Annotated in this window: 25 protein-coding genes; 5 read left to right on the plus strand and 20 right to left on the minus strand. The window is 40.9% G+C overall.

The features are described from left to right. Positions 1-145: 145 nt before the first annotated feature. From ACUXV0_RS17040 to ACUXV0_RS17055, 4 genes are all read right to left on the minus strand, one after another. Positions 146-1360, minus strand: coding sequence for an ABC transporter permease (locus tag ACUXV0_RS17040; RefSeq protein ID WP_446190782.1), 1215 nt, complete (start codon positions 1358-1360; stop codon positions 146-148). A gap of 73 nt (positions 1361-1433) precedes the next feature. Then, positions 1434-2666: an ABC transporter permease gene (locus tag ACUXV0_RS17045; protein ID WP_446190783.1), complete on the minus strand. Its 1233-nt coding sequence runs from the start codon at positions 2664-2666 to the stop codon at positions 1434-1436. A gap of 135 nt (positions 2667-2801) precedes the next feature. Continuing rightward, on the minus strand, positions 2802-3545 hold the full coding sequence (locus tag ACUXV0_RS17050) for an outer membrane lipoprotein-sorting protein (protein WP_446190784.1): 744 nt from the start codon (positions 3543-3545) through the stop codon (positions 2802-2804). A 28-nt stretch (positions 3546-3573) separates the two neighbouring features. Then, on the minus strand, positions 3574-4149 hold the full coding sequence (locus ACUXV0_RS17055; RefSeq protein ID WP_446190785.1) for a TetR/AcrR family transcriptional regulator: 576 nt from the start codon (positions 4147-4149) through the stop codon (positions 3574-3576). 168 nt (positions 4150-4317) lie between these two features. On the opposite strand from ACUXV0_RS17055, the gene ACUXV0_RS17060 reads away from it, so the two are divergent. After that, positions 4318-5094 carry a UDP-2,3-diacylglucosamine diphosphatase gene (locus ACUXV0_RS17060; RefSeq protein ID WP_446190786.1) on the plus strand — a complete coding sequence of 259 codons (777 nt, stop codon included), beginning with the start codon at positions 4318-4320 and terminating at the stop codon, positions 5092-5094. On the opposite strand, the gene ACUXV0_RS17065 is transcribed toward ACUXV0_RS17060, so the two are convergent. The 11 genes from ACUXV0_RS17065 to ACUXV0_RS17115 form a co-directional block, all read right to left on the minus strand. Beyond that, positions 5091-5729 carry a DedA family protein gene (locus ACUXV0_RS17065; protein ID WP_446190787.1) on the minus strand — a complete coding sequence of 213 codons (639 nt, stop codon included), beginning with the start codon at positions 5727-5729 and terminating at the stop codon, positions 5091-5093. The genes ACUXV0_RS17060 and ACUXV0_RS17065 overlap by 4 nt on opposite strands. 74 nt (positions 5730-5803) lie before the next feature. Then, on the minus strand, positions 5804-7669 hold the full coding sequence (locus ACUXV0_RS17070; protein WP_446190788.1) for an ABC-F family ATP-binding cassette domain-containing protein: 1866 nt from the start codon (positions 7667-7669) through the stop codon (positions 5804-5806). A gap of 161 nt (positions 7670-7830) precedes the next feature. Then, positions 7831-8445, minus strand: coding sequence for a hypothetical protein (locus tag ACUXV0_RS17075; RefSeq protein ID WP_446190789.1), 615 nt, complete (start codon positions 8443-8445; stop codon positions 7831-7833). A 72-nt stretch (positions 8446-8517) separates the two neighbouring features. Further along, positions 8518-9639: a hypothetical protein gene (locus ACUXV0_RS17080; RefSeq protein WP_446190790.1), complete on the minus strand. Its 1122-nt coding sequence runs from the start codon at positions 9637-9639 to the stop codon at positions 8518-8520. A gap of 5 nt (positions 9640-9644) precedes the next feature. Next, positions 9645-10820 carry a hypothetical protein gene (locus ACUXV0_RS17085; RefSeq protein ID WP_446190791.1) on the minus strand — a complete coding sequence of 392 codons (1176 nt, stop codon included), beginning with the start codon at positions 10818-10820 and terminating at the stop codon, positions 9645-9647. Between the two features lie 327 nt (positions 10821-11147). Continuing rightward, entirely contained in the window at positions 11148-11600 is a 453-nt protein-coding gene (locus ACUXV0_RS17090; RefSeq protein ID WP_446190792.1) for a DUF6756 family protein, read from the minus strand. A gap of 244 nt (positions 11601-11844) precedes the next feature. After that, positions 11845-12948, minus strand: coding sequence for a nucleoside hydrolase-like domain-containing protein (locus ACUXV0_RS17095; RefSeq protein ID WP_446190793.1), 1104 nt, complete (start codon positions 12946-12948; stop codon positions 11845-11847). A 56-nt stretch (positions 12949-13004) separates the two neighbouring features. Beyond that, on the minus strand, positions 13005-14006 hold the full coding sequence (locus ACUXV0_RS17100; protein WP_446190794.1) for a glycosyltransferase family 2 protein: 1002 nt from the start codon (positions 14004-14006) through the stop codon (positions 13005-13007). After that, on the minus strand, positions 14003-14509 hold the full coding sequence (locus tag ACUXV0_RS17105; protein ID WP_446190795.1) for a dihydrofolate reductase: 507 nt from the start codon (positions 14507-14509) through the stop codon (positions 14003-14005). Before ACUXV0_RS17105 ends, ACUXV0_RS17100 begins: the two co-directional genes overlap by 4 nt. Next, positions 14506-16812, minus strand: coding sequence for an acyl-CoA dehydrogenase family protein (locus tag ACUXV0_RS17110; protein ID WP_446190796.1), 2307 nt, complete (start codon positions 16810-16812; stop codon positions 14506-14508). Before ACUXV0_RS17110 ends, ACUXV0_RS17105 begins: the two co-directional genes overlap by 4 nt. 56 nt (positions 16813-16868) lie before the next feature. Next, complete coding sequence (locus ACUXV0_RS17115) at positions 16869-17666, minus strand: hypothetical protein (protein ID WP_446190797.1); 798 nt, start codon at positions 17664-17666, stop codon at positions 16869-16871. Between the two features lie 184 nt (positions 17667-17850). Here ACUXV0_RS17115 and gldD point away from each other — a divergent pair, with 184 nt between their 5' ends. The 4 genes from gldD to ACUXV0_RS17135 are packed head-to-tail and all read left to right on the plus strand — an operon-like array spanning position 17851 to position 20202. Then, the gene (gene gldD / locus ACUXV0_RS17120) at positions 17851-18441 is read left to right on the plus strand and encodes a gliding motility lipoprotein GldD (RefSeq protein WP_446190798.1); all 591 of its coding nucleotides are present in this window, start codon (positions 17851-17853) and stop codon (positions 18439-18441) included. Positions 18442-18444: 3 nt separating this feature from the next. Continuing rightward, complete coding sequence (locus ACUXV0_RS17125; RefSeq protein ID WP_446190799.1) at positions 18445-18687, plus strand: hypothetical protein; 243 nt, start codon at positions 18445-18447, stop codon at positions 18685-18687. Then, a complete protein-coding gene (locus ACUXV0_RS17130; RefSeq protein WP_446190800.1) occupies positions 18668-19501 on the plus strand; it encodes a phosphatidate cytidylyltransferase in 834 nt (277 codons plus the stop codon). Before ACUXV0_RS17125 ends, ACUXV0_RS17130 begins: the two co-directional genes overlap by 20 nt. Further along, on the plus strand, positions 19501-20202 hold the full coding sequence (locus ACUXV0_RS17135; protein WP_446190801.1) for a carboxypeptidase-like regulatory domain-containing protein: 702 nt from the start codon (positions 19501-19503) through the stop codon (positions 20200-20202). The genes ACUXV0_RS17130 and ACUXV0_RS17135 overlap by 1 nt, the downstream gene beginning before the upstream one ends. Before the next feature lie 84 nt (positions 20203-20286). On the opposite strand, the gene ACUXV0_RS17140 is transcribed toward ACUXV0_RS17135, so the two are convergent. The 5 genes from ACUXV0_RS17140 to nuoH are packed head-to-tail and all read right to left on the minus strand — an operon-like array spanning position 20287 to position 23562. Next, positions 20287-20805, minus strand: a complete 519-nt coding sequence (locus ACUXV0_RS17140; RefSeq protein WP_446190802.1) for a gamma carbonic anhydrase family protein — start codon at positions 20803-20805, stop codon at positions 20287-20289. Next, on the minus strand, positions 20806-21300 hold the full coding sequence (locus tag ACUXV0_RS17145; protein ID WP_446190803.1) for a GNAT family N-acetyltransferase: 495 nt from the start codon (positions 21298-21300) through the stop codon (positions 20806-20808). A gap of 1 nt (position 21301) precedes the next feature. Continuing rightward, positions 21302-21847: an NADH-quinone oxidoreductase subunit J family protein gene (locus ACUXV0_RS17150; RefSeq protein WP_446190804.1), complete on the minus strand. Its 546-nt coding sequence runs from the start codon at positions 21845-21847 to the stop codon at positions 21302-21304. A gap of 4 nt (positions 21848-21851) precedes the next feature. Next, a complete protein-coding gene (locus ACUXV0_RS17155; protein WP_446190805.1) occupies positions 21852-22418 on the minus strand; it encodes a NuoI/complex I 23 kDa subunit family protein in 567 nt (188 codons plus the stop codon). Between the two features lies 1 nt (position 22419). Further along, a complete protein-coding gene (nuoH, locus tag ACUXV0_RS17160) occupies positions 22420-23562 on the minus strand; it encodes an NADH-quinone oxidoreductase subunit NuoH (protein WP_446190806.1) in 1143 nt (380 codons plus the stop codon). Positions 23563-23566: the final 4 nt, after the last annotated feature.

Here is a 23566-nt window from a genome sequence, read left to right on the forward strand (position 1 = left end):
TATCTAGAATTTTATGAGTCAAAAGATTGAAGAGCAAGGACTTCTCTATTGAGTGATCCTTAGTCTTTTATAACTATTTTCAATTTTAATTGAGGTCAGTGGTTTTGAACATTCAATCAGAACTCCAAACCTCAACCTATTCCTTTTACACCTTCCGGATTGCCTTTACAGGGTCTAACCTTACGGCCTTTATGATTGGGAATATGGCGGCCACAAAAGTCACTATCAGGACCATGATGCCTACTTTGACAAACTGCTCTGGTAAAAGAGCCGGGAAGACCTCAGAAGAAAAGCCCATCATCTCCATACCGGCCTCCATACTTTGAAGTTTAATGCCTGTTTTACCAGTAATGAGTATGGTAATCCAGGCCAGGAGCATACCTAGGGGGGCACCAATAAGACTCAGGAACAGCGTTTCCAGCATAATCATGGTGAATAGTTTTAGCTTATTGAGCCCAATGGCCATTAACATTCCTATCTCCCGTACGCGATCCATGATAGACATCAACATGGTATTAACAATACCGAAGGCCAGTGCCAGCATAATAATACCGATGATGACTTGCATGCTTGTATCAAAAGAATCAATAGCGTATTCCATCAAAGGGTCAAGCTCCCGCCAATTTTCTACCTTAACAGAAGAGTCTACTTCTTTCAGTTTTGACTGTGTCAACTCCATTTCACGATCGTCATTCAGAAGAACGGCGATCTCCTGAGGCTTTCCATCAGACTTTAACAATGGGTCCAAATCTTTCTGCTGCACAAAGGCATTCGATTCATCGTAACCGGCATTTCCACTTTTAAAAATTCCGGCAATTCTGAAGGAGGCTGAAACAAGTTCACCTTTGGCATCGGTAAAGGTGAGCACCATCTTTTTCCGTAGTCCGAGTTTCAGCTTGTCTGCTGTCTTTTGACTGACTAAAATTTGATTTCTGCCACGAGGCAAAAAGTAATTTCCCTCAATGATCTTTTCACTCAGTTTTGTCGTTTGATTTTCGGCTGTGGTGTCTATTCCCGAGACTTTGAGACCTGCTCCGCCTCTGGAAGAAGCCACCATTGCATTCACCACAAGCCTGCTTGAATACGCTTTTACATTGGCGTCTGAGTCAAGAAGTTTCTCGTAGGCTTGATCCTGCTCTATAAAGTGTTTAGACATATTGTCTTCTTTAAACTTCTCATGATGAAGCTGAAGATGCGAGCTCTCTTTTGTGATCAAGGACTCTATTCGGCTATCGTACATGCCCCATGAGAAACCCATTAAGAACACTCCGGCCCACAGCCCAAGCATGATGGCCGTGATGATAATGAGGCTTCTGGTTTTATTTCTCCAGATATTTCGCCAGGCAATTTTAAAGAGCATAGTTATCTGTGTTTATATCGTTCATATTTGATGTAGGTGGCTAGTTTCAGCTTGTGAACAGTCCATAAATTGCTTAAGCTCTTAGGCCATCTAAGGGTTTAAGCTTCAGAAGTTTCAACATGGGATAAAGTGAAAGGACTATAGACATCAAGGCCACTGTCCAGGTCTGAGTAGCGATGATGGCTGGGTCTGTCACCGCCGAGATGACCGGTTCAAAACCTACCTGCTCATATGCACTACCGGCTCCACCGTCTAATGGCACCGGCGAATTTTTTAGGTAATTCGTGATCGGGATGGTCAGTAAGCTTCCCAAAAGAGCCCCGATGAAGGTCATGATTAGGCACTCCACCATCAGTGTAAAGGATAAAAATTTGTTTTTCATCCCGATAGCCACCAGCATACTGAACTCGCGTGTTCTCTCAGAAATCATCATTAAAAGTGTACCGTAAATCACAAATCCGATGATCATATAGAGTACATACAGCATAATTTTACCTGATGCCCTGTCGCCTTCAATACTTTGAATAAGCTCGGGCATAATTTCTTCCCAGTTTTTTACGGTATTGCCCGTGCCTTCAAGTTTCGTTAGAATGGTTTGTTGAACATCGTGCATATCTTTTCTACTCCCAAGATTGATGGCAACGGTTGTAGCCATATCGTAGGCAGAAAACAACTGTTGCGAAGCCCGCAAAGGCATGTAAATCATATTATCGTTTAGCTGCGGAGCTCCAAACTCCAGAATAGCTCCTATAGGATACTTACCAACCGCCGTAGAAGCATGGTAACCTGCTCCATAAAAAACAAGGGTATCACCCGGAGCTACTTTTAGGTATTTTGCCAGACCTTTGCCGATCATGAGTTCATCAGAATTTTCGGTAAAATAATTACCCTCCTTCACTCTTTTTCTGAGACCTGTAAGTTGATCTTCCAACTCGGGAACGGTTCCGGTAATCATGACTCCTTTGCTCACCTCTTCTGAGGAGGCCAAAGCAAAACTTTCAATCCTGGGAGAGTAGGCTGAAATCTCTGGGATGGCTTTCAATTCGTCTTCCAGTTGGCGATCAAAAATCAGAGAGTTATCAATGGTCTTTTCATCTGAAAAAGCTTCATTTTGAATCTGTAGGTAACCGCTATAATAGCTCACCATATTCTGAATTTGCCTTTCGTAGACACCTTCCTGTACAGACTGCATCACTACAGCCAGAAAAACGGCAAATAAAGTAGCGGCTATCATGATACTGGTGCGTACTCTGTTTCTCCAGAGATTTCGCCAGGCCATGGTTAGAATAAGTTTAATGTTTTGCATTTCAGTATGATCTTAAAAGTGCTTCATTCAGAGTTGATATATCGACTATACCCATCTTACCTGTAGAAAGCTGCTCCAAGGTGGAGGTTGCCTTGAGAAGAGCGAGATAGGGAGTTTACTTTTTTATCAAAGCCACTACCTGACACGTTTCATGTTTTGTACAGTGAAAAATGATGGCGATACATTGGCATTGAAATCAATTTTATTGATGATCATCACCGTTTTATTGCCCGGCTCGTCGGCAGGTTCTATGGTCATTTTGCTGGCCAGTACTCTTCCACCCAAAGTCTTCACGTCAGTTGCAGTCATGGTATTCACCAGATACTCGTCTTCATCATAGTATTCTGATTTCAGGTAGATATAATCCTTCTGATCTACCCAACTGATAATTTTACCCCAAACCACAGCCGCTTCGGGTTTTGGTGTCATGTCTATTTTCCAGCATTTGCGACCGTTAATGACCTCGGTGCCTATAATTTTAGAGGTGAAATCGTCTTTATTTGACGTTTCTTTTACCAGATCATCGTTGGTTAAGTCTGAGCCCATCCAACTTTGTGACAGCATACTCGGAGGCATCTTGATGGTTCTCTCTATGCTTGGTAGCCAGTTCCAGAGTTCCCTATTCCTTTTGAGGAAAACGGTTCCTTTGTCTTTGGCCGGGGCAGTGAGGTAGGAGAGGGAGTACTCTGTGCCATAGCTCCAGCTTTTCATCTTCATTTCCCTTTTCCAGCTCGGTCTGATGATCTGAATCGTGTTTTCGGTGTAGTTTTTCTGCCCTCGCATTTTATCATCAGCCTTACTGATGATGCTACTCGCGGACTGTGCGTATCCCCCAATGGTCATGAACATCAAGAGGCTTAGTAATTGTAGTTTTTTCATGTTGATAGTATTAATGTCTGTCTAATCTTTAGTCTAAATATTTCTTTCGGATGGCCTCGGCAGTTTTATGAAGCAATTGCTCGTCTTCTGTAACCAGAAACTGAATAGCCATCCCATCCATGATAGCTCCGAACATATACACCTCATCTTCTGAGTGATGGCCCAGTTGATTCAGTATGTTCGACATAAAACCTACCATTTGTTCCGTTTTACCTTTGATGAGTTTATGGATCATTTCATGGCTGCTTTTTTGAAGAGCCAGCGACATCAAAAGGGTTTGGAATTCCTTCTTTTTGATCAGATATTCTACTGTGATATCCAGCATTTTGCTCAGCAAAATGCGAGGATCGGGCTCCGTGTACACCGAGGCATAAATGGTGTCCATCTCTTTTACGGCGGCATTGATGATGCCTTCCAGTAGCTGGTCTTTTGATTCAAAGTAATTATACATCAGCCCTTTAGAGATACCGGTTTCTTTGGCTATCATGCTGATGGATGTACTGGTAAAGCCTTTCTCTGCAAATAGCTTTAATGCGGCATCCAGAATTTCCTGCTTTCTGGTATTCCTTATTTCTTCAAACTCTGCCTTACTTCTCGGACTCAAAATTATCTCGTTTTATATTATATGACTGAACGGTCGGTCAAAGTTAAAATATGAGTTTAATATTTCCAAGGAATTAGGATGGATGGTTGTGGGTGTTGATGAGTTGAATGACGATTATCTATGGAAATGGAGCAATTAAAATGTGTCCTTTTCTATCTTTGCTCCGCAATGAATATCCCTTTACCCGCAGGACAAAAAGTTTACTTTCTTTCAGACTTTCATTTGGGGGCTCCTGACCATCCAAGAAGCCTGGAGCGTGAGAGAAGAATCGTCCATTGGCTGGATTCTGAGCAGAACACCATGGAAGCTTTATTTCTGGTGGGAGACCTCTTTGATTTTTGGTTTGAATACGGCTCTGTGGTGCCAAAAGGCTATGTAAGACTACTGGGTAAACTGGCGGAACTCTCTGACAAAGGAGTGCAGCTTTTTATTTATACCGGCAATCATGATTTCTGGATGAAAGATTATTTTCAGAAGGAACTTGGAGCCACGGTTTTGACCGAACCCACTGCTTTTCAGATAGGAAATCACCGTTTTTTAGTGGGGCACGGCGATGGACTTGGGCCTGGCGATACCTCCTATAAAATCCTGAAAAAGCTACTGTTTGCCAATCCACTATGTCAATGGCTTTTCAGGTATGTCTTGCCGCCGGATATCGGGCAGTTTCTTGGAAATTTATGGGCTAAAAACTCGTATCAAAAAAATAGGAAAGAGGATTTGACCGTACAAGAAATTGACCCGAAAGAAGAGTTTATTTATCAGTACATTGAGGAGCAGATCAAAGCGGGAAGTACTTTCGATTATTATATTTTTGGGCACCGCCACATTGCCATGCAAATACCGATGAGTGATGCTTCTATGTACATCAATCTGGGGGATTGGATTCGTTTTGATTCTTATGCGGTCTATGATGGGCAGAAAGCCTTGCTACAGGTGAAGAGCTAGTCTTCCTTTTCCATTTCGGCCTTGGCCGAGAAATAGCCTCTTAAAACCGTCACCGAAGTTATGGCCAGGAAGAAAATGATGATCCAGTGGACGTAATCGATAATCCAGGGAAAGCGATCACCGAAATAGAAACCGCCGAGCACTAAAATGCCAACCCAGATAGCTCCACCGGCTACATTATAAATGGTGAAATTTACCAGTTTCATTTTCACCAAGCCAGCCATAATAGGTGCAAAGGTCCTGATAACAGGCAAAAAACGGGCGATAATTAATGTTCGGCTGCCGTATTTTTCAAAATAGCGTTTGGTACGCTTAATATGTTTCTTTTTGAAAAAGAGGTTCTCTTTCTTGTTTTCCAGAGCTTCGCCAAAGAAATAACCCGAAACATACCCTGTAAAGGAACCAGCAACTGCAGCCGCAAAAATAGCAATGAGCAATAGGTAAATATTGACCTTTAACAGACCGAGACCACAGAACACACCGGAAAGGAAAAGAAGATAATCGCCGGGAAGAAAAAAGCCAAAGAAAAGTCCGTTTTCAATATAGACGATCAGCACTATGGCTATGAGCCCACCCGTCTGAATGATCTCCTCGGAGTTCATGATGTATTGAAAGAAATCGGCGATTTGTTCCATTTCTGAGGGGTGGTTCTGTTGTAAATTTAGTTGGATATCTCATAAATGAAAACCACCCGAGCCAAAAAGAAAGCCTAATCTGCGTATTCTGATAGCTCCAGCCAGCGAAGCTCCTGTTCTTCCAGATCGTCTTTAATTTGCTGAAGCTCTTCGCCCAGAGCCGTAAGTTTCTCAAAATCAGTTTCGCCGCCGTTCATTAGTTCCACTATTTCGGCTTTGCGTTCCTCCATATTGGCAATGGATTTCTCTAATTCTTCAAACTCCTTTTGTTCTTTAAAGGTCAGCCTTACTTTTTCTTTTTTGACCTCTTTCCTGGGCTCTTCTTTCTTGATCTCCTTCTTTTCGCGTTCTATTTCTTTCTCCTGCTCGTCTTTCCAGAGGCGGTATTGCGTATAATTTCCCGGAAAATCTTTGATGTAGCCTTTGCCCTCAAAAGCAAAAACATGATCCACGATTTTATCCATAAAATACCTGTCGTGGGAGACCACCATTACACAGCCACCGTAATTCTCAAGAAACTCTTCCAGTACGTTCAATGTCTCAATATCCAGGTCATTGGTAGGCTCATCCAGAATCAGGAAATTGGGGCTTTGCACCAGAATCTTCATGAGCTGAAGCCTTCTTTTTTCTCCACCTGAGAGCTTATGGATGTAGTTATGCTGCACCTTGGGCGGGAATAGAAACATATTCAAAAATGCCGAAGCAGATAACTCCCGGCCATCGCCCAGCTTCACATGATCTGCATACTCTCTGATGGCGTCTATCACTTTCTGATCTTCATCAAAAGCCAGCCCATCCTGTGAGTAATAACCGATTTTTACGGTCTCTCCTTTTACCACACGGCCGGTATCTGGTTTTACCTGGTCAATGATGATATCGAGAAGTGTAGATTTCCCCATCCCATTTTTACCAACCACACCTATTTTGTCCCCTTTTTTGAAGGTATATGAGAAATGGTCTATCAGCTGTTTTTCGCCATAGGCTTTAGAGATATCCTGAATATCAATGATCTTTTTGCCCAGACGCTCGGTGCGTACATTCAGCTCCAACTTATCTTCTTTTTTATGACCGTGGGTCTTTTCCTTGAGCTCGTAAAAGGCATCGATGCGGTAATTGGCCTTGGTGGTTCTCGCCTTAGGTTGCCTACGCATCCATTCCAGTTCTTTTTTGAGTCGCTGTCTGTTTTTCTCGTTGGTCTGGGCCTCTACTTCTTCCTGCTCTTCTTTTTTCTTTAGATAGTAGGCGTAATTGCCCACATATTTATGAATGTCATTGGCCCGAAGTTCCAGAATTCGGTTGCATACCTTATCCAGGAAATAGCGGTCATGCGTTACCAAAAATAGCGTAACATTAGAAGCTGAAAGGTAGCCTTCCAGCCATTCTATGGTTTCCAGGTCAAGGTGGTTGGTTGGCTCATCCAGAATGATAAAATCGGGTTGGTCTATCAATACTTTGGCCAGTGCCACCCGCTTTTTCTGCCCTCCGGAGAGTTCCGAAACATTTTTCTCAAAGTCATGGATGCCGAGTTTTCCCAAGATCTGCTTCACCTTGGCTTCATAATCCCAGGCATTGAGGCCATCCAGTAGTTCTATGGCATCGGCGAGCAGCTCCTGATCATTGGTCTCGGTAGCTTTCTCATAATTTTTTATGGCTTGGGTGATCTCATTATCAGCATAGAAAATGGTTTCCAGCACAGTCTGATTCTCAGCGAAATCGGGGTCTTGCTCTAGGTAACCGACTCTGATATCATTTCTGATGGTCATTTCTCCGCCATCGGTTTCTGTCAAGCCTGCGGCAATATTCAGAAGCGTGGTTTTCCCGGAGCCATTTGCTCCAATCAAGGCTACCTTTTCACCCTGCAAAATACCGAATGTAATTCCTTTAAATAGCCACCGTTCACCCAGATCGCGACCAATATTCTCTGCCGACAAATAATTCATACCGCAAAGTTAGAAGGGAATCGGGAAGGATGGAGGTTTTGGATGGGAAAGAATGAGAGGTAAAGATTATGGTAAGGAACTTAGGAACTTCAGAGAATGCAGTAAGTTGAGCTTACATGTCGTCTTAAACTCGCATAAATTATGAATGACCAACCGATTGATTAATCATAGATTTCATATTTCCAATGGTCAAAACCAGTATTGTACAATTCTTTCATCTCACTTTTGGCAGAATGATTGTCAGATTGGTCGTACGTCACAATTTCATAGTTAAAACCTAATAAGGCATTCTGATAAAAGGTCAGCCTAAAATTATCAGAGTTTCCGTCATACGAGAAGTCGCTAATTCCAATTATACCTGTAGAGGGTGTTTTGATACCTACACTTGCCAACGAGCCGGGATAATGGCCATTGCGTTTCTTAAAGTTTTCAAGTTCTTGTATCAATTTGTGGGCTCTTTGAATAGCAAAGCCCCTGCTAAAGTCTCTAGTCAACTTAGAAACAGAAGTTGTAGATATTAAGGTGGTAAGGGGTAAGGTCCAAAGGAGTAATGCCGGCAATTTGAATTTCCCTTCTGCCTTTCTAAACTGACTGACTGTCCATATTAGTCCAAATGGTACGAGCAATAGCCCAAGCATTCCTAACAACTGTCCGCCACTAAAGAAAAGTTGGGCTGGTGCATTTAAGAAGTTTGGCCCTGGCAAAAAAGGAAGATTCGTCAGAATGATTGTTCCCAATATGATTCCTGTTAAAAGGAGGATTTGTCTTGGTTTCATTTTAACAATAGTAGGAACGTCCAGGGTATGGGGCGGAGCTTGGCTTAAGCATTGGCTTTGTGCGGCTATGACCTATACCCATTGTTGGGGGCTGTAGCTTATTATTAATTCATTTATTATAACTTCCAATTCATGTGTTACTAGATCTAAGAGATCCACATTTTCGTCCTTCTTCATTATTTCTCTGTATCTATGAACAACTAAGTTTCTAGTATCATAGATTAAGTCTCCCAAGCTTTCAGGTGTCTTAGAATAATAATTTTCGAGTAAAGCTTTGCAATCCCTTTTAAAATCTGTTTCTATTGAGGTTGGAATGGATGCCTTTTCAAAAAGCGAACTAATACTACATCTTTCACGAGTAATTGAATTGATTTTTTCTTTTAAATCGTTCTTCGATAGATGATTTTTTTTGTAATCATCAACTAGAGAGTTAAAATCAGTATTAAAGTTCTCTTCCATCAAAAACTCAATTACCTGATACAAAAAATAAAATTTCAGTAAGAAATGATTTATAGATTTCAGATGGATATTGTATAAGTCTGTTAAAAACTGATTTTGAGAAATATCTAAACTCGCCTTGCGAATATTGATTTTCTTGTCACCGCGTTTTTTTACCGCCAAGCTTTGCTGTTGATCGAAATGCTGATGATGGTCATTATTCCACGGATAATAACCAAAGTTTGCAAAGCAGGGCAAATAATTCAAAATATTTAATTGTTCTCCCTCCGGCAATGTTTCAATTGAAACCACAAATACAATTATATCTTCATTGAAGAAATCTGTAATTCTGTAATTATTACCTCCTTTGTAGTCTGGTTTATTAATATTTCCAAGCTTGAGTAATTGCGAAAAAACGGGAAATTTATATTTGTTCAAGAATTTATTGTCAGCAAAATCATTTTCATTTGAATCCAAAACTTGAATTGGAAAAATCCAACCAATCCGTTTGCCCATTTCTTTTTCATAAACTTCGAAAACGTCATTTTCTGCATTAAGATATTGATTTGAAAAGAAGTGAACATTAAACAATTTACCCTCAAACTCTCTATCTATAATTGGAGCATATTCAACTAAGATTTCACTTTTTTCATCCTGCGTTTTTAGAATGAAGGTAGAGTGATTTACGTCAAACTCAATGTTTGAAAAAGTAATAACTCGACTACTAGACAACTCACTATTTAAAATAATAGCCATATACCTTACTGAGTTTTTCTTTCGTAGGATTTGTAGGCTTCTTCTATAGATGCATTGAAGTCTAAGTATGCATCACCTTTTCGATCGAAAAGTTCTCTAAAAAGAAAATGGAAGTACATACGTTGGTCATTTCCAATCTTTTTAGCAAGTGTTCGCACACTGTCCAATTTAAGTGTTAAATTATCCAAAGAGGAATCAAGTTCAGATAGATCTATTTTTTTAGCTTCAACAAGAATTTTATCAATTGATTCTATTAATTCAAAATCAATGAGTTTTCCAATAGCTGAACCAAAGCCGGTCATAACCTGAGATTTCGAAAAAATCTTTTCAACAGTTTTTCCAAATGGTTGGCCTGTTAAACGGTTACCTTGTTCATCTTCAAATTCCCAATCCTTGGCTGAATTGACAAACAGTTTTGACAAACCATGATAAGTATTTACAAAGGCCAGGAATAAGTCTTTATCTTGATTTTCTTTTGACAATTTTTCAAGACTTTTGATGTTGTCCAGTATATCAAACCGATCAATCGTCAAGTAGTCCCTTTCAAGGTAAGAGTTGAAGCCTTCAACAATGTCCTTAAATTTGTATTCACCAAATTTTGTTGGTCTGCTATCATCAGCCTCTGTGATGAATTTTACTTCACCAAGATCTTCAACTAAGTAATCTGAATAAAGAATTTCAATTTGATGTCTGATGGACATGGGAGTTTGGCCAGTATTTAAGGTCAACATCCTATAAAGAATTCCTAATTTGTCAATCCCGATATATGCTTCTATCCGAAGTTTATATTTTAGTAATTTTTCCAAAGTGTCCTTATCACCAGATTCATCTAATTCATTCACTAAATCTCTTATGGTGTATGTTCTTTGAAGACCATCAAGTATTACCAAATTCTCTTTATTGGTGAGAATTTGTTTAACTATTTCATCATTTTTTTCATCTTCAATCGAATCAGTTTTAAATTTTGAAAGAGCTAAAACAATTGGAGGAATAACACAACCCTGTAATAAGTCAGACTTTAATAGACTGTAAACAGTTGATGAGGATTTAACTCTCCTTCTCTGAAATTCATTTTTTCTTATAATCTCTTGGGAAATGTCATTGTATTCTTTAATTGTCATTTCTAGGAGAACATTTAAAGCTTTAATTCTCTTATCGAATATTTTATTTAGTACTTCCATAAATTCTGTTTATTCATTTTACATTATAGCCCCCAACATGCGGCTTAATATCATTCCTTTTCTTGGCGGTTTTGTGTAATTACATTAACCCGCATTACAAAGGCAATATAACCTTAAGAGTCCCACCCCGCCAAAATAAAATCCTCTCACTCCGTTAGCCCTTTAGAAAGAAATAGCTTTTTAATCTCCTGATAAACCCCTCTTTTGTCAATCAGTGTGAATGGGAGGTTATCCATTTGGAGCATATTGGAGTGGTGTGACCGGGCTTGCAGAGGATAGGCGTATAGTAGGCATTGCAGCCTAAGGCTGGTAATCGATTGAGGGCCGTTAAATCTTGTCGAATGGTGTAACTAAGCCCCCTGATTTGAAAATTTCTGTATCAGCCTCGTGCCGCTTGAAATAAACCAACCAGGTGTATCTCTTATCTACAATGTAAAAGTCTGCTTTCCAAAGTTCAATTAATATTTTAATTACTGTTGGCTTACAATCATAAACCAGATTTTTAAAGTTTGCTTTGTCTCTCGTCAATACTAACCAATAATTTTGGCTTGAGTCAAGTCGGTCCAATTCACCGTCAATAGAGGCCGTTAGAATTGTTTTTATATGTCTTTTCTCTTTTAGTCTATAGTCCCAATTTGAAAAGATAAAGTCAGAATTCTCTTTTTTAACAAACTTGCTTTCGATCTTCTTCAAGATTATCGACCAGTCCGTGAATGGAACTTTGAAGTTCCTGGGATCACTCTCCTTTTTTATTTTGTCTATTTTCTCTTCCCAGTACATGGCTTTCTGTAATAAAGGCTCCCAACTGCAAATAGCCTTTGACTTTTTGGGCTGAAAAAGGGATGTTGTTAACTCTAAATACACAAGCAAGATACAATACCTCCTGCTAAAATTAAGCCCGTCTTTTCTAATAGTTTAGCAAATGAAATTAGGGAAAAAGTATCTTTTGAAAGTCTTATTCAAATGGTCGGTTTTAAAGAAATGTTGATAATACTTCCCTTGCCCCCTTGTGGAGAATAAAAAATTAACGATTATACCGATCCCACCGTTGTTTCCAATCCTTCATGAAATCGTATCGCCATTTCCCTATGGTCCATTGACATTCTGCAGGAGGTAGATCCAAATCGACATAATAATTTGGGAATTCATCTTTACCATAATGTCTGAATTGGCCACCCCAACTTTCTGCGGTAGGGTCATTAACATCGCCCACATCGCCCAATACCGAAGACAGTAAATATAACATGGAAGGACTATCACCTTCCTTTAAACTATTTTCGGGCCAATTGGCAACCGGAAAAGCGTCACCGCATCTCTCCTCAAACATTCCATTATGAGTAGAACCATGATTCTTGATATTATGATCAATAAATGAGGTGAATGCCCACTCGCCTTTCTGAAGCCCAGACTGGTAAACTCCCCTAAAGGTTTCGTGGGTACCTTTCGGAAGAATACCATTTTCTATCCACCATAATTCAGGATAATTATCTTGCATGAAATCAAAGACGTAGTCTCTACTGGCTGGATCATGTAAAGTGTTGGTTGATCCGACGGAATAAATTCTGATTTTATCGGCGATTTCCGGTGCATCGTACAGGGCTTGGGCTGTGCTTGTCATGCTGCCCCACACCAGAATCCAAAGGGGATTTTCCTGACTGTATTTTTGGGCAGTTTTTATGATCCATTGTGACCCTTCCGAGGATTTATCAGGTGTTGGTGAGCCCGTTTTAACAGATCCCAGTTTTACAAGGTCCAATAGAGTTTCCTCATCCATGAGATTTTGATATCCTTTTTGACGTAAATGATCCACATCTATCCTTTTAATCCAAGTCGAGATCAACTCTACATGGGGAATAGTATCCCAAGGATGTGACTTTAAGTCTGTACAGGGAGTCGAAATAATCCCTTTGATTTTCAATATGTCACTATAGTGAACTGCTCGAAATAAGGATTGTATGTCATCAGGATCACCTCCTAAATCTGTATCAATAATTACATCGAATGACTTTGGAGTTTCTGTTTTTGAATTGCAGCTTACTGTTACAAAAACAAGAAAGGTTATGAGTACTACTATTGACCCTTCATGAAAATACCGCATAGTTTTTAGCCAGGGTTTATTGCTATTCATGGCCTCAACACATATAAATTAATTTACTTGTCTAAAGCAATATAACAACTAGCAACTTACCCCGCCAAAATAAAATCCTCGCCCTCTGTAAGCCCTTTAGAAAGAAATAGCTTTTTTATCTCCTGATATACATCCCTCTTGGCAATCAAGCTCACAAAATAGAAGCTCTTATTTTCCAGTGCTTTTGATAAGGGTATAAAATTCACACCATCTGGTTGTCGATGAATGACATCGGTATGTGCTGTAATCCAAATACCTGCTTCCTGAAGCCTATTAGCTTTAAGAAGAATGTTTTTACTCGCTCCACAAATTACGATTTCACGATCTCGGCCTACTTCGTTTAGATACTTGGCTAAATAACTGTATCTGACATTCTGAAAAGATTCTTCGCTATAGTTCTGATGCGTTCTGGTGAGTCGGTTTGGGTGGTCATTCCAGGTGAGTAAAGGCTCTGGTAATTTAGCGATTTGTTCGCCATGGTCCATCCAGCGGAGGTAGAGTTCGTAATCTTCTGGTGCGTCTGAAGTATCTACCAAGCCATATTGGTCTATCAGCTCGCGACGAAAAAGAATTGTAGGATTGGCTACCGGACTTTCATAAAAGCGAGCATTGAAATGTTCTTCGGGACTGATGATGGCATTTTGCCAATTTACAAAATGCAGAAAACCCTCAGAGGCTTTGATACTTGAAGAAAAAGAGGTCTGCGTAGCCACTGCAGCTACCTGTGGATTGTCTTTGAGATATTTGATTTGCTTCTCCAGTTTCTCGGGCTCAGCCTTATCATCACCATCCATTCGGGCAATAAAAGGACTTTGACCTGCCAAAATGCCGGTATTGAAAGCATAGGCTACTCCCTGCCTGGGCTCGAATAAAAGCTGAATACGATCGTCTTTTGATTGCCATTTTTGGGCAATTGATATACTTCCATCATCAGCATTATTGCTCACCAAAATGATTTTAAAATCCTGAAAGGTTTGGTCAATCAACGATTGAATGGCCGCCTCTAACGTGTCGGCATTTTGATAAAACGGAAGTATGAGGTCTATTAAACTACTCACGCTTTTCGGTAGGTAATGATCTGCAAGGGATAAGGGGTTTGATCAGAAATCTCGAAATGCTTCTTTTCTTCATTTTTGAATTGCAGGTGCTCAAAAGCCGGGAAAAATGTATCTCCTTCAAACTCCTTTTCTACCAAGGTAAGAACGATCTTATCTGCCAGCGGAATAGCCTCTTTAAACAAGGACTCTCCGCCAATGACATAAACTTCTGCTTCATTTTGATAAAGTAGCAGAGCCTCCTGAAGACTAGCGGCTTTTTGAAATCCTTCATCAAGCGAATAGTCTTCTTTACTCGTCACCACAATATTGCCAGCGGCAGAAGACACCCTGTGCTTATCTTCATAGCTCTTTCTACCCATGATCATCTTACACCCTCGGGTTACCTTTTCCAGGTTTTCCCAGTCCACCGGTATCGGCTCGGGCCAGGGAAGAGATCCTTGGTAACCAATGGATCTGTTTAAACTCATGGCGGCAATAATGGAGATTTTGGGCCCTATACTCATGCTTCAAAAGTAGCTATCTGTGCAGAACGCAAAACCTCCGGAATATCAAAAGCCTCTACCAGGAGCAGAGCCTGTGGTCTTATTTTACGCATCTGTTTGCTAAGGACTTTACGGATGGCCTTTGATTTTTCACCACTCAAAAAGTCGTTTTCCAGGAACCAGCCTTTGTCTTCATATATGCTGTGTAGCCCTAATAATTGTAATAGCAAAGTCAGCGTTTGCTTCTCTTTTGAATCTGTCAGAGACTCTACTTTTGCTCTGAACTCATTGAAAATATAGGATTCCACATAGGCTTTGGCCAGAGAGATCATATGAGTCTGTGTTCTTACAAAAATCTCTGAAGGAGCCAGTTTTTTACCTATGAAACTACGCATGCGGTCAGAAAGCGAGAAGAGTAGTTTCTGGTTTCTGTAGTCAAAAGCCGACTGCATAAAGTCGGTGCTGAGCAGGTGTTCTGCATTAGCATTCCTGGTGTTAATAGGGTTCATCACACTCACCGAATTGCTCACCCTTTTCATGACATGTCTGGCTACCGCCATAAAGCCACCATCATTAAATTCTTGTTTCAGCTCCGTAAGTAAAGCTTTGGCGACCAATTGCAGTAGCACATGGTTATCTCCCTCAAAAGTGGTAAAGATGTCCGTGTCTGCCTTCAGGTCGGCAAACTCGTTTTCTGCCAGGTAGCCTTTACCGCCGCAGGCTTCTCTACATTCCTGAATGGTATCTGTGGCATGCCAGCTGGCGTAACTCTTAAGGCCGGCGGCCAAGGTTTCTACCTCACGCATGTCTGTGCCACCGTAGGCTTCTCCAAACTTTTCTCTCAGGCTGTCGAGAGCAAAATTTAGTCCGTAGGTCTTGGCCAGAAGTGGAAATAAACGCCACTGATGTGTGGGATAATCCATAATCAGTGTTTCCTGTTCTTCGTTCAGCGTAGGGAATTGTCTCCTTTTTAAAGCATATCTGATGGCAATATCCAGTGATTTTTTGGCGGAGGTATTAGAACCAAGGGCTACAGAAACTCTTCCACCCACCAAGGCTCCCAGCATGGTAAAAAAGCGTTTCGATTCTTTTTTAATGCTGGAGTGGTAATTTCCATTTTCGTCAATTCCGCCATATTTGTCGAGAAGGTTTTCTACTGGTACTTTCACCTGATCAAACCAGATACGGCCGTTGTCTACGCCATTGAGACCCATTTTATAGCCGTTATCTTTTACGGTAACGCCGGGTAAAGTATGATGCTCTTCATCTCTTAAGGGCACCAAAATACTATGGATGCCATGATTTTCGCCATTGACAATGAGTTGGGCAAAAACGGCCGCCATTTTGGAATGCATGGCATTGCCAATATACTCTTTACCAGAGGCCAAGGTAGGGGACTTAATGGTAATGGTTTTATCGGAATGATCGTAAGTGGCCGTAGTCTCCAGGTTTCGCACATTACTTCCGTGACCTGTCTCGGTCATGGCAAAGCAGCCCGGCAGTTCTAAAGAACCCGTGGCTTTCAAGTATTTATCGTGATGCTTTTTGGTACCTAACTGTAAGATAGCCCCACCAAACAGCCCGAACTGTACGCCATATTTGACCAAAGTGCTGAGGTTTCCCAGAGCTAAAGTCTCAAAAATGAGGGTACTGGCCTCCGGCATGTCTTGTCCACCATAAGCCTTTGGGTAGGCATAGGCCCCAAAGCCCTGACGAGCAATGGCCTTCGTTTGTTCCAAAACCAGGTTTCGGTATTCCTCTTTGTCTCTTACATCTTTTGAGATCGTGAAGAAAGAGTCCATGATGAGCTTTTTGACTCTCCCTTTTAGCTCGGCATGTTTGCCATCCAGAATGGCTTGCATTTGTTTAGCATCAAAGGCAGGCTCTTCCGCCACTTCCATATTGGCCTCAGGTTCCAGAGATTGGTAGAATGCTATTTTTGATAATTGATGGCTTACGCCCAAGGCATCTTCCAGTTTTTCAATGGAGCCTTTCACCTTTGGTGCATCCCAGATTTCGGCTTTTGCACCACTTGATTTTCTGGCCATTTGTAGACCTAAGTCTACAAGCGATACTTTCTCCTGAATGGTTTTGTCTGTAGAATATTCACGAATGGCCTGAAGCCAACTTTTAAATGTCTCTTCACTTGGTGGGTTTTTCTGGTCAGTCCAGTTGATTAGCGTTTCCTGCTCCTCTTTCGTCAAAAACTCCATGCTCTTGATGTGTTTTTGAATGGTTTTCATTTCAGAAGGACTCAATACGGAGTCTGACCAACCAATATAAAAAAGAGGTAAAACGGCAATAATGCCAGGTGTGTAGTTCATAGGATTGAATTCTTTGTCGATATAAGGTCAACAAAAAAATCAATCCTTTGATTCAGCTACAGACAATTCCAGCTGGTGCCGTTATAGACTTTGACGCAGGTGTCATCCGTACTCCAGGTCATCATGCCGGGTTGAGGATTTGCAATAGCCGTGATATCTGAGTTACTAAGCTGAGGTAATGTGATGGAAGTTGGAAGCATGACTACTGCCGCAACAGGTGGAGGACAAGAGAGACTCAATGTTTTTCCACCGGTAATCCAAAATCCTGAAGTAGCTTTGTTTTGAGCAACTGTAAGGTCGTCAACTTGAACACAAGTCAAAAGTGGGTTGTTATTCCCAAAATTTATGGATGTGTTATAGGCTCCTGCTGAAGCGAGAATTTTTAACCCTGTCAAGTTCGCATTATTATAAATATTGCCGGCATAAATGTTTGGTTGATTCAGAAGGTCAATGGTAGTCAACACAGTATTGTTGAAATAAAAACCTGTCATGGCCGAGTTATTTGAGAGGTCAACGCTAGTAAGATTTGGTAAGTTACTTAGGGTCAAATAGTCCAGAGAAATTAATGTTGTGATATCCAGAGAGCTAATATTAGCTTCTGAGATATTGAGGTTTGTGACATTTACAAAATCAGTAAGATCCAGGGAACCAGTTATAGAACTAGAATTTGCTAGATTCAGATTTGTAATGGCAAGGATATCAGTATCTTCCATTTGTCCGTTCACCACACCGTCTGAGTCATAACCCCGGTTTACCAGTTCAGTTTCAAAAGTACTATTTGGGATAGACACTGGTGCTGCCCATGAAAGCTGAGCAAACAAGAAAAGAGAAAGACTGTAAACTGAGAATTTCATTTTTGATTGATTAGTTATGAATTAAAATGGTTGGGTATTTAGCAGTGGAAAGGTTCAATATTGAATGCAAAGGAAGGTCAAAAAGAGAGGTGTGGGTATCCCTAATTCTAGGGAGGTGACTTAGGAAGATTCAAAGATTTATTATTACTAGGAATGAGTATCTTTGCAGGCAGAAACAGTCTATATGCGTATTAGAAAATCAAGTTTAATGCTGTTGGGTCTGCTTTCAGTGCTCTTGTGGGCATGTGGAGGTGAAGAGGTTTTTGTTCCTAAACCCAAAGGTTTTAACCGTATTGAGCTACCGGCTCATGAATACCAACAATTACAGGAAAATCATCCTTATACCTTTGAGTATTCTAAACATGCCGTGGTAAAGCCAGATACCTTTGCTAATTCTGAACCTCACTGGATCATACTCGATTACCCTGATTATGATGCAATTGTACAGTTTACTTACAAACCTCTAGACGGCTCACCTGATAAACTTGCCAAGCATATTGACGATGCTTTCAAGCTGGCTGCCAAACATCACGTGAAGGCCACTTCTCAAAGAGAGCAGATTATTGAATTGGAAAATGGGAAAAGAGTAGTGACCATAGAACTGGAGGGTGAAGTGCCTAGCCATTTTCAGTTTTATATCACTGACACTACCAATCACTACCTAAGAGGGGCTCTTTATCTGATGGAGCCTACACTTAACGACAGCCTGAAACCTGTGGTAGACTATATGAAAGAAGACTGTCTTCACCTTTTAGAAACCTTAAACTGGAAATAAAGTATGATTTTCTCTGTAGACTCTCCTGATTGGGTGATAATGCGTAAATCTGGTGATGCTATGCAAATGGAGCTTTTGAAAAATGAGCTGCAGAATAATGAAATCAATTGCTTTTTGGTCAATAAGAAAGATACGATGTACCCGCTTTTTGGGGCGTATATGCTTTATGTAGAGAAGAAGTATGCTGATATAGCCAAGGCACTTATTGACAACTTTATCGAATCAAATGACGCAGAAACTGAGTAAATATTCTAACCTGACACAACGTATTATAGCAGCTATCATTGGAGCCACCATTATCATAGGAGGCATGATGTTCTCTCCTTTGACCTATTGGTTGGTCTTTTTGGTTTTGTCGGTGCTTACACAAACAGAGTTTTACCGACTGGTAGGGCTTAACGGTAACATACCACTCACCATTTATGGGACTATCTGCGGTATTATATTAAGTGCATTAACTTACTTCATAGAGTCAGGAGTATGGCCTTTCAAGTTCTATTATGCGGTCATCCCTTTATTAGCTTCTGCATTTTTTATTAAGCTGTACAAGCATGCAGATAAAAAGCCTTTTGATAACCTTGGGTATACGTTCCTGGGGATTATATATGTGGCAGTACCGTTCTCGCTCGTCATAGAAATAGGTATTGGTCCTGAAACGTATCAGCCGATGTTGATGTTAGGAATATTACTAAGTCTTTGGGTCAATGACAGTGGTGCGTACTTCGCGGGAACACTCATGGGAAAACGTAAGCTGTTCGAAAGAATTTCACCGAAAAAGACCTGGGAGGGTTTCTTTGGTGGAGCAATAAGCTCACTTCTGGTGGCGTTTTTGTTTTCAAGGTTTTACCCGGATTTAGAGGTCTGGAAATGGCTGGTGATCGCACTTATTATTTCTATTACCGGTACGCTGGGAGATTTGGTAGAATCACTCTTTAAAAGGAGTCTAGATGTAAAGGACTCCGGTAGTTTGATTCCGGGGCACGGAGGCTTCCTTGACCGCTTTGACGGGCTGTTGCTTTCCGTACCTTTTATTCTTACTTTTCTAAAAATATTTACTTGATGCTGAAAAGAATTTTAGGCCTTGTGTTGATAATGGTAAGCCTTTTAGGGGCTGTGGAGACGCATGCTCAAGGCGAGAAAAAATTCATCACCTTCAGTGGCTTTGTGATTGATGGTAAGAACGATGAGCCGCTTCCAGGGGCCTATATCATCAATGAAAGAGCTGGCAGAGGAACACTTACCAATGACCGTGGTTACTTCGTGATCAATGTATTTCCGGGGGATAGTGTGGTGTTCAGTTATCTGGGTTTTAAGAAGCAATACCATATCATTCCGAAGGATGTAATGCTGTCATATTCGGCTGTAGTAGAGCTGAATGAGGACGCTAAACAGTTAAAAGAAGTTAAAGTTTACCCTTTCTCTAATGAAGAAGAGTTCAAGCTGGCTTTGGTAGAAATGGAACTGCCAGATGCTCGGGAAAGAGCCTATATGGAGGAGAATCTAAGTCGCGAAAATCTGGATAGGGCTATGGCTATGCAGGGGATGAGTGCAGAGCAAAACTACCGTTATGCCATGAGTCAGCAGCTTCAAAATATCCAGCGAAGAGGATCTGTTACCACGAACCCATTATTGAATCCAATTGCATGGCAAAGCTTTATTCAAAGTATTAAAAACGGTTCGTTCTCAAACAAGGCTTACAAAAAGGGCGGCTATGTCCCGAAGAACCAGGGATCTAGAGATGCGATCTTTAACAGTAACTAATTTATAGTTTACAGCAGGCAGAAAACAGGGGCAGTTTTTGATCAGTATAAAAAGAACTGCATTCAGAAACTGAAAACTGAAAAACTACTTCTTCCCAAACCAGCCAGCATACTTGATGTAGTTATTAGCTGTTCTCATAAAGACTTCATGAGCTTCCTCTGAAACCTTCTTTAGCATTTTGGCTGGATTACCAGCCCAGATTGTATTGGGCGGTACAATGGTGTTTTGAGTTACAATTGCTCCGGCACCAATAATTGAGTTTTTTCCTATTTGGGCTCCATCCATTACTATGGCTCCCATACCTATTAATGCTTCATCTTCAATTTGACAGCCATGCACTATAGCATTATGGGCTATGCTCACATTATTGCCAATGATGGTTTGTGTTTTTTGATAGGTACAATGAACTACAGCACCATCCTGTATATTGACGCGATTACCCATTTTAATGGCGTTTACATCGCCTCTGACGACCGCATTGAACCAAACCGTGCAATCTTCTCCCATCTCTACCTGACCCACCACTGTGGCGTTAGGAGCTAGCCAACAAGATTCCGGGATTTGAGGATTAAAACCTCTGGCTGGTAATACAAGTGCCTCCATTTAGATTTCCTTTATAAAGTGCAATATAGTGCTATTCCTTTTTACTACTTCCTTTGCTACTGAAAAGCCAAACTTAGATAGTATATGAGCTGATGCTGCATTTTCCTTTTGTACAGTACCTACGAGTTGTTTCACTTCTGGAAAGTGCTTTTCAGCGTGATGAATCATTGCTTCTGTCATTTCTGAAGCAAAGCCTTGGCCACTAAATTGAGGAATGATGGCGTAACCAACTTCAATAATTTGATCCTCCCATTTGACAATTTTCAGGTAACCAATGGTTTCCAGACTATCCATCTTGGTCGCTTTGAAAAAGCCCAGATTTGGAGACTCGGCATTGGTCAATAATTGTTTACGGAACCTGTCTTTAGCCTCCTCTAGATTTAATGCCTTTCCTGTGATGTATCGCATGATGTCCTCACTCATTGAAAGTTCAATGGAGAGTGACTTGTCCTCTTTGGTGAGTTGCTGATATTGTAGTCTTTCAGAAGACCACATCTTAGAAGTTTCTTTCTCCTTTTTCTCTGCGACCTAATAGAACCGCTCCACTCATAGCAATTAAAAAGAGTACAGAAACAAGCTCAAATGGCAATAGGTATTTGCTGTAAAGAATCTTACCAAGTGTTTCTATAAAACCTGTCTTCACTTGATAAGTTGCAGGATTTACCGGAGAGGTTTCAGAAAGTTTAATCGCCGCTATGATAACAACACCAATTGTACCACCTATGATGCTCGTGCCCAATACCAGTTTGTTGTCATCTAATTCCGGAGCTTCATCCTTGATGTTCAAAAACATCACCACAAAAAGAAAGAGTACCATGATAGCACCAGCATATACTACAATGTTTACGGCAGCCAGAAATTGAGCATTTAGTAAAACGTAGTGTGCCGAAAGCGAAAAGAAGGTCATGATCAAGTAAATGATACTGTGTATCGGGTTCTTTGACATGATAGTGCCTAGTGCACCAAATAGCGTAATTACCGAAACGATATAAAACGACCACTGGGTCAAAGAAAGGTTTTTGATGATCTCTAGAAAGTCCATTCGTTTAGTAATTTACCGGTTTTTGTTGTTCCCAAAGTTTCTGCATTTCCTCTTTCGTCCATGCATCCCTCTCATATCTTTCGTCCATGTCTTCTACCAATTGATCTTTTCCATAAATCACTTGATCTCTGTTGGTGAAAACAGGAACAAATTTATCATGACGAAGGTAAACAGCTTCTTTAGGACAAGCCTCCTCGCATAGACCACAGAAAATACATCTGAGCATGTTGATTTCATATGCTGCGGCGTATTTCTCCTCACGGTAAAGGTGTTCTTCTCCTTTTTCTCTCTCCGCAGCTACCATAGAAATAGCTTCGGCCGGGCAAGCAACTGCACAAAGACCGCAGGCCGTACATCTCTCTCTACCTTCTTCGTCTCTTTTAAGAATGTGATGACCACGGAAAATGGGTCCCAGATATCTGGTTTGTTCAGGATATCTGATGGTCGCTTTCTTTGAGAAAAAGTGCTTTAGCGTGATACCCATACCTTTGGCTATGCCAGGCAAGTAACTTTTTTCGGCTAAAGTTAAAGGCGTTTTATCTGTCTTTTTTGATCTGTCAGTCAGTTGCATATTAAACGCTTGTTTTCTTTGAGTTGAAGATTGCTGATCCTAGATAAAGCAACGCAATAAACACTGCCAGGCCAATCCAATTCACCAATAATGCCTTGCCGGATAACTCGGCTGCAGCGGTAATGATTAAGTTCACGATGGCCAATGGAATGAGACCTTTCCAACCCAGATCCATCAGCTGGTCATATCTGAATCTCGGAAGCGTCCATCTAACCCACATGTACAGGAAGATGAAGAAAAATATCTTCGCAAAGAAGGCCAGTGTACCTACCAATGTAGCCAGGTTATGACCTACCACAGCACCCATTTTCTCGGTTAATAAAGTATAAACCCAGTCCATTCCAGGGTAGTTAAATCCACCAAAGTAAAGTGTGGCAATTACCGCAGAGGAAATAAACATATTGATATACTCACTGAAAAGGTAAAGACCTAATTTCATGGAGCTGAATTCTGTATGATAACCTGCTACCAGTTCGTTCTCAGATTCCGGAAGGTCAAAAGGCGTACGATTACACTCTGCAAAAGAACATACCAAGAATAATAGAAAACCTAAGGGCTGATAAAACACATTCCAGTTCATGCCATGCTGGTTCTCCACGATAGTTCTCAATGAAAGGGACTCAGACATCATCAAAATAGCAATGATAGAAAGACCCATGGCCAGTTCGTAAGAGATATTCTGTGATGCCGCTCTGATGGCTCCATAGAGTGAGTACTTATTATTGGAGGCCCAGCCACCTATAAGTATACCATACACACCAAGAGAAACTACCCCAAACACCCAAAGGATACCGATGTTTACTTCTATAACCTGAAATTGAATTTCCTGGCCGTCAAAAATGATACTGTCACCAAAAGGGATTACTGCACTAGTCATTAGTGCGGTGATCATGGCAAGTGAAGGCCCTAGTATAAAGAGCCATTTATCTGCCATACTGGGGATAAATTCTTCTTTGAAGAATAGTTTTCCTCCATCAGCTAGTGGCTGAAGCAGTCCAAATGGCCCGGCTCGGTCTGGCCCTACACGGTCCTGAATATAGCCCGCCACTACTCTTTCAAAGTAGGTTTCGTAGGCCGCAATTGTCAACGAAACGACAAAAATACCGAGTACGATTAATGCTTTTATCAGTAAAACTGAATCCATTAAG

Source organism: Jiulongibacter sp. NS-SX5 (assembly GCF_052828545.1).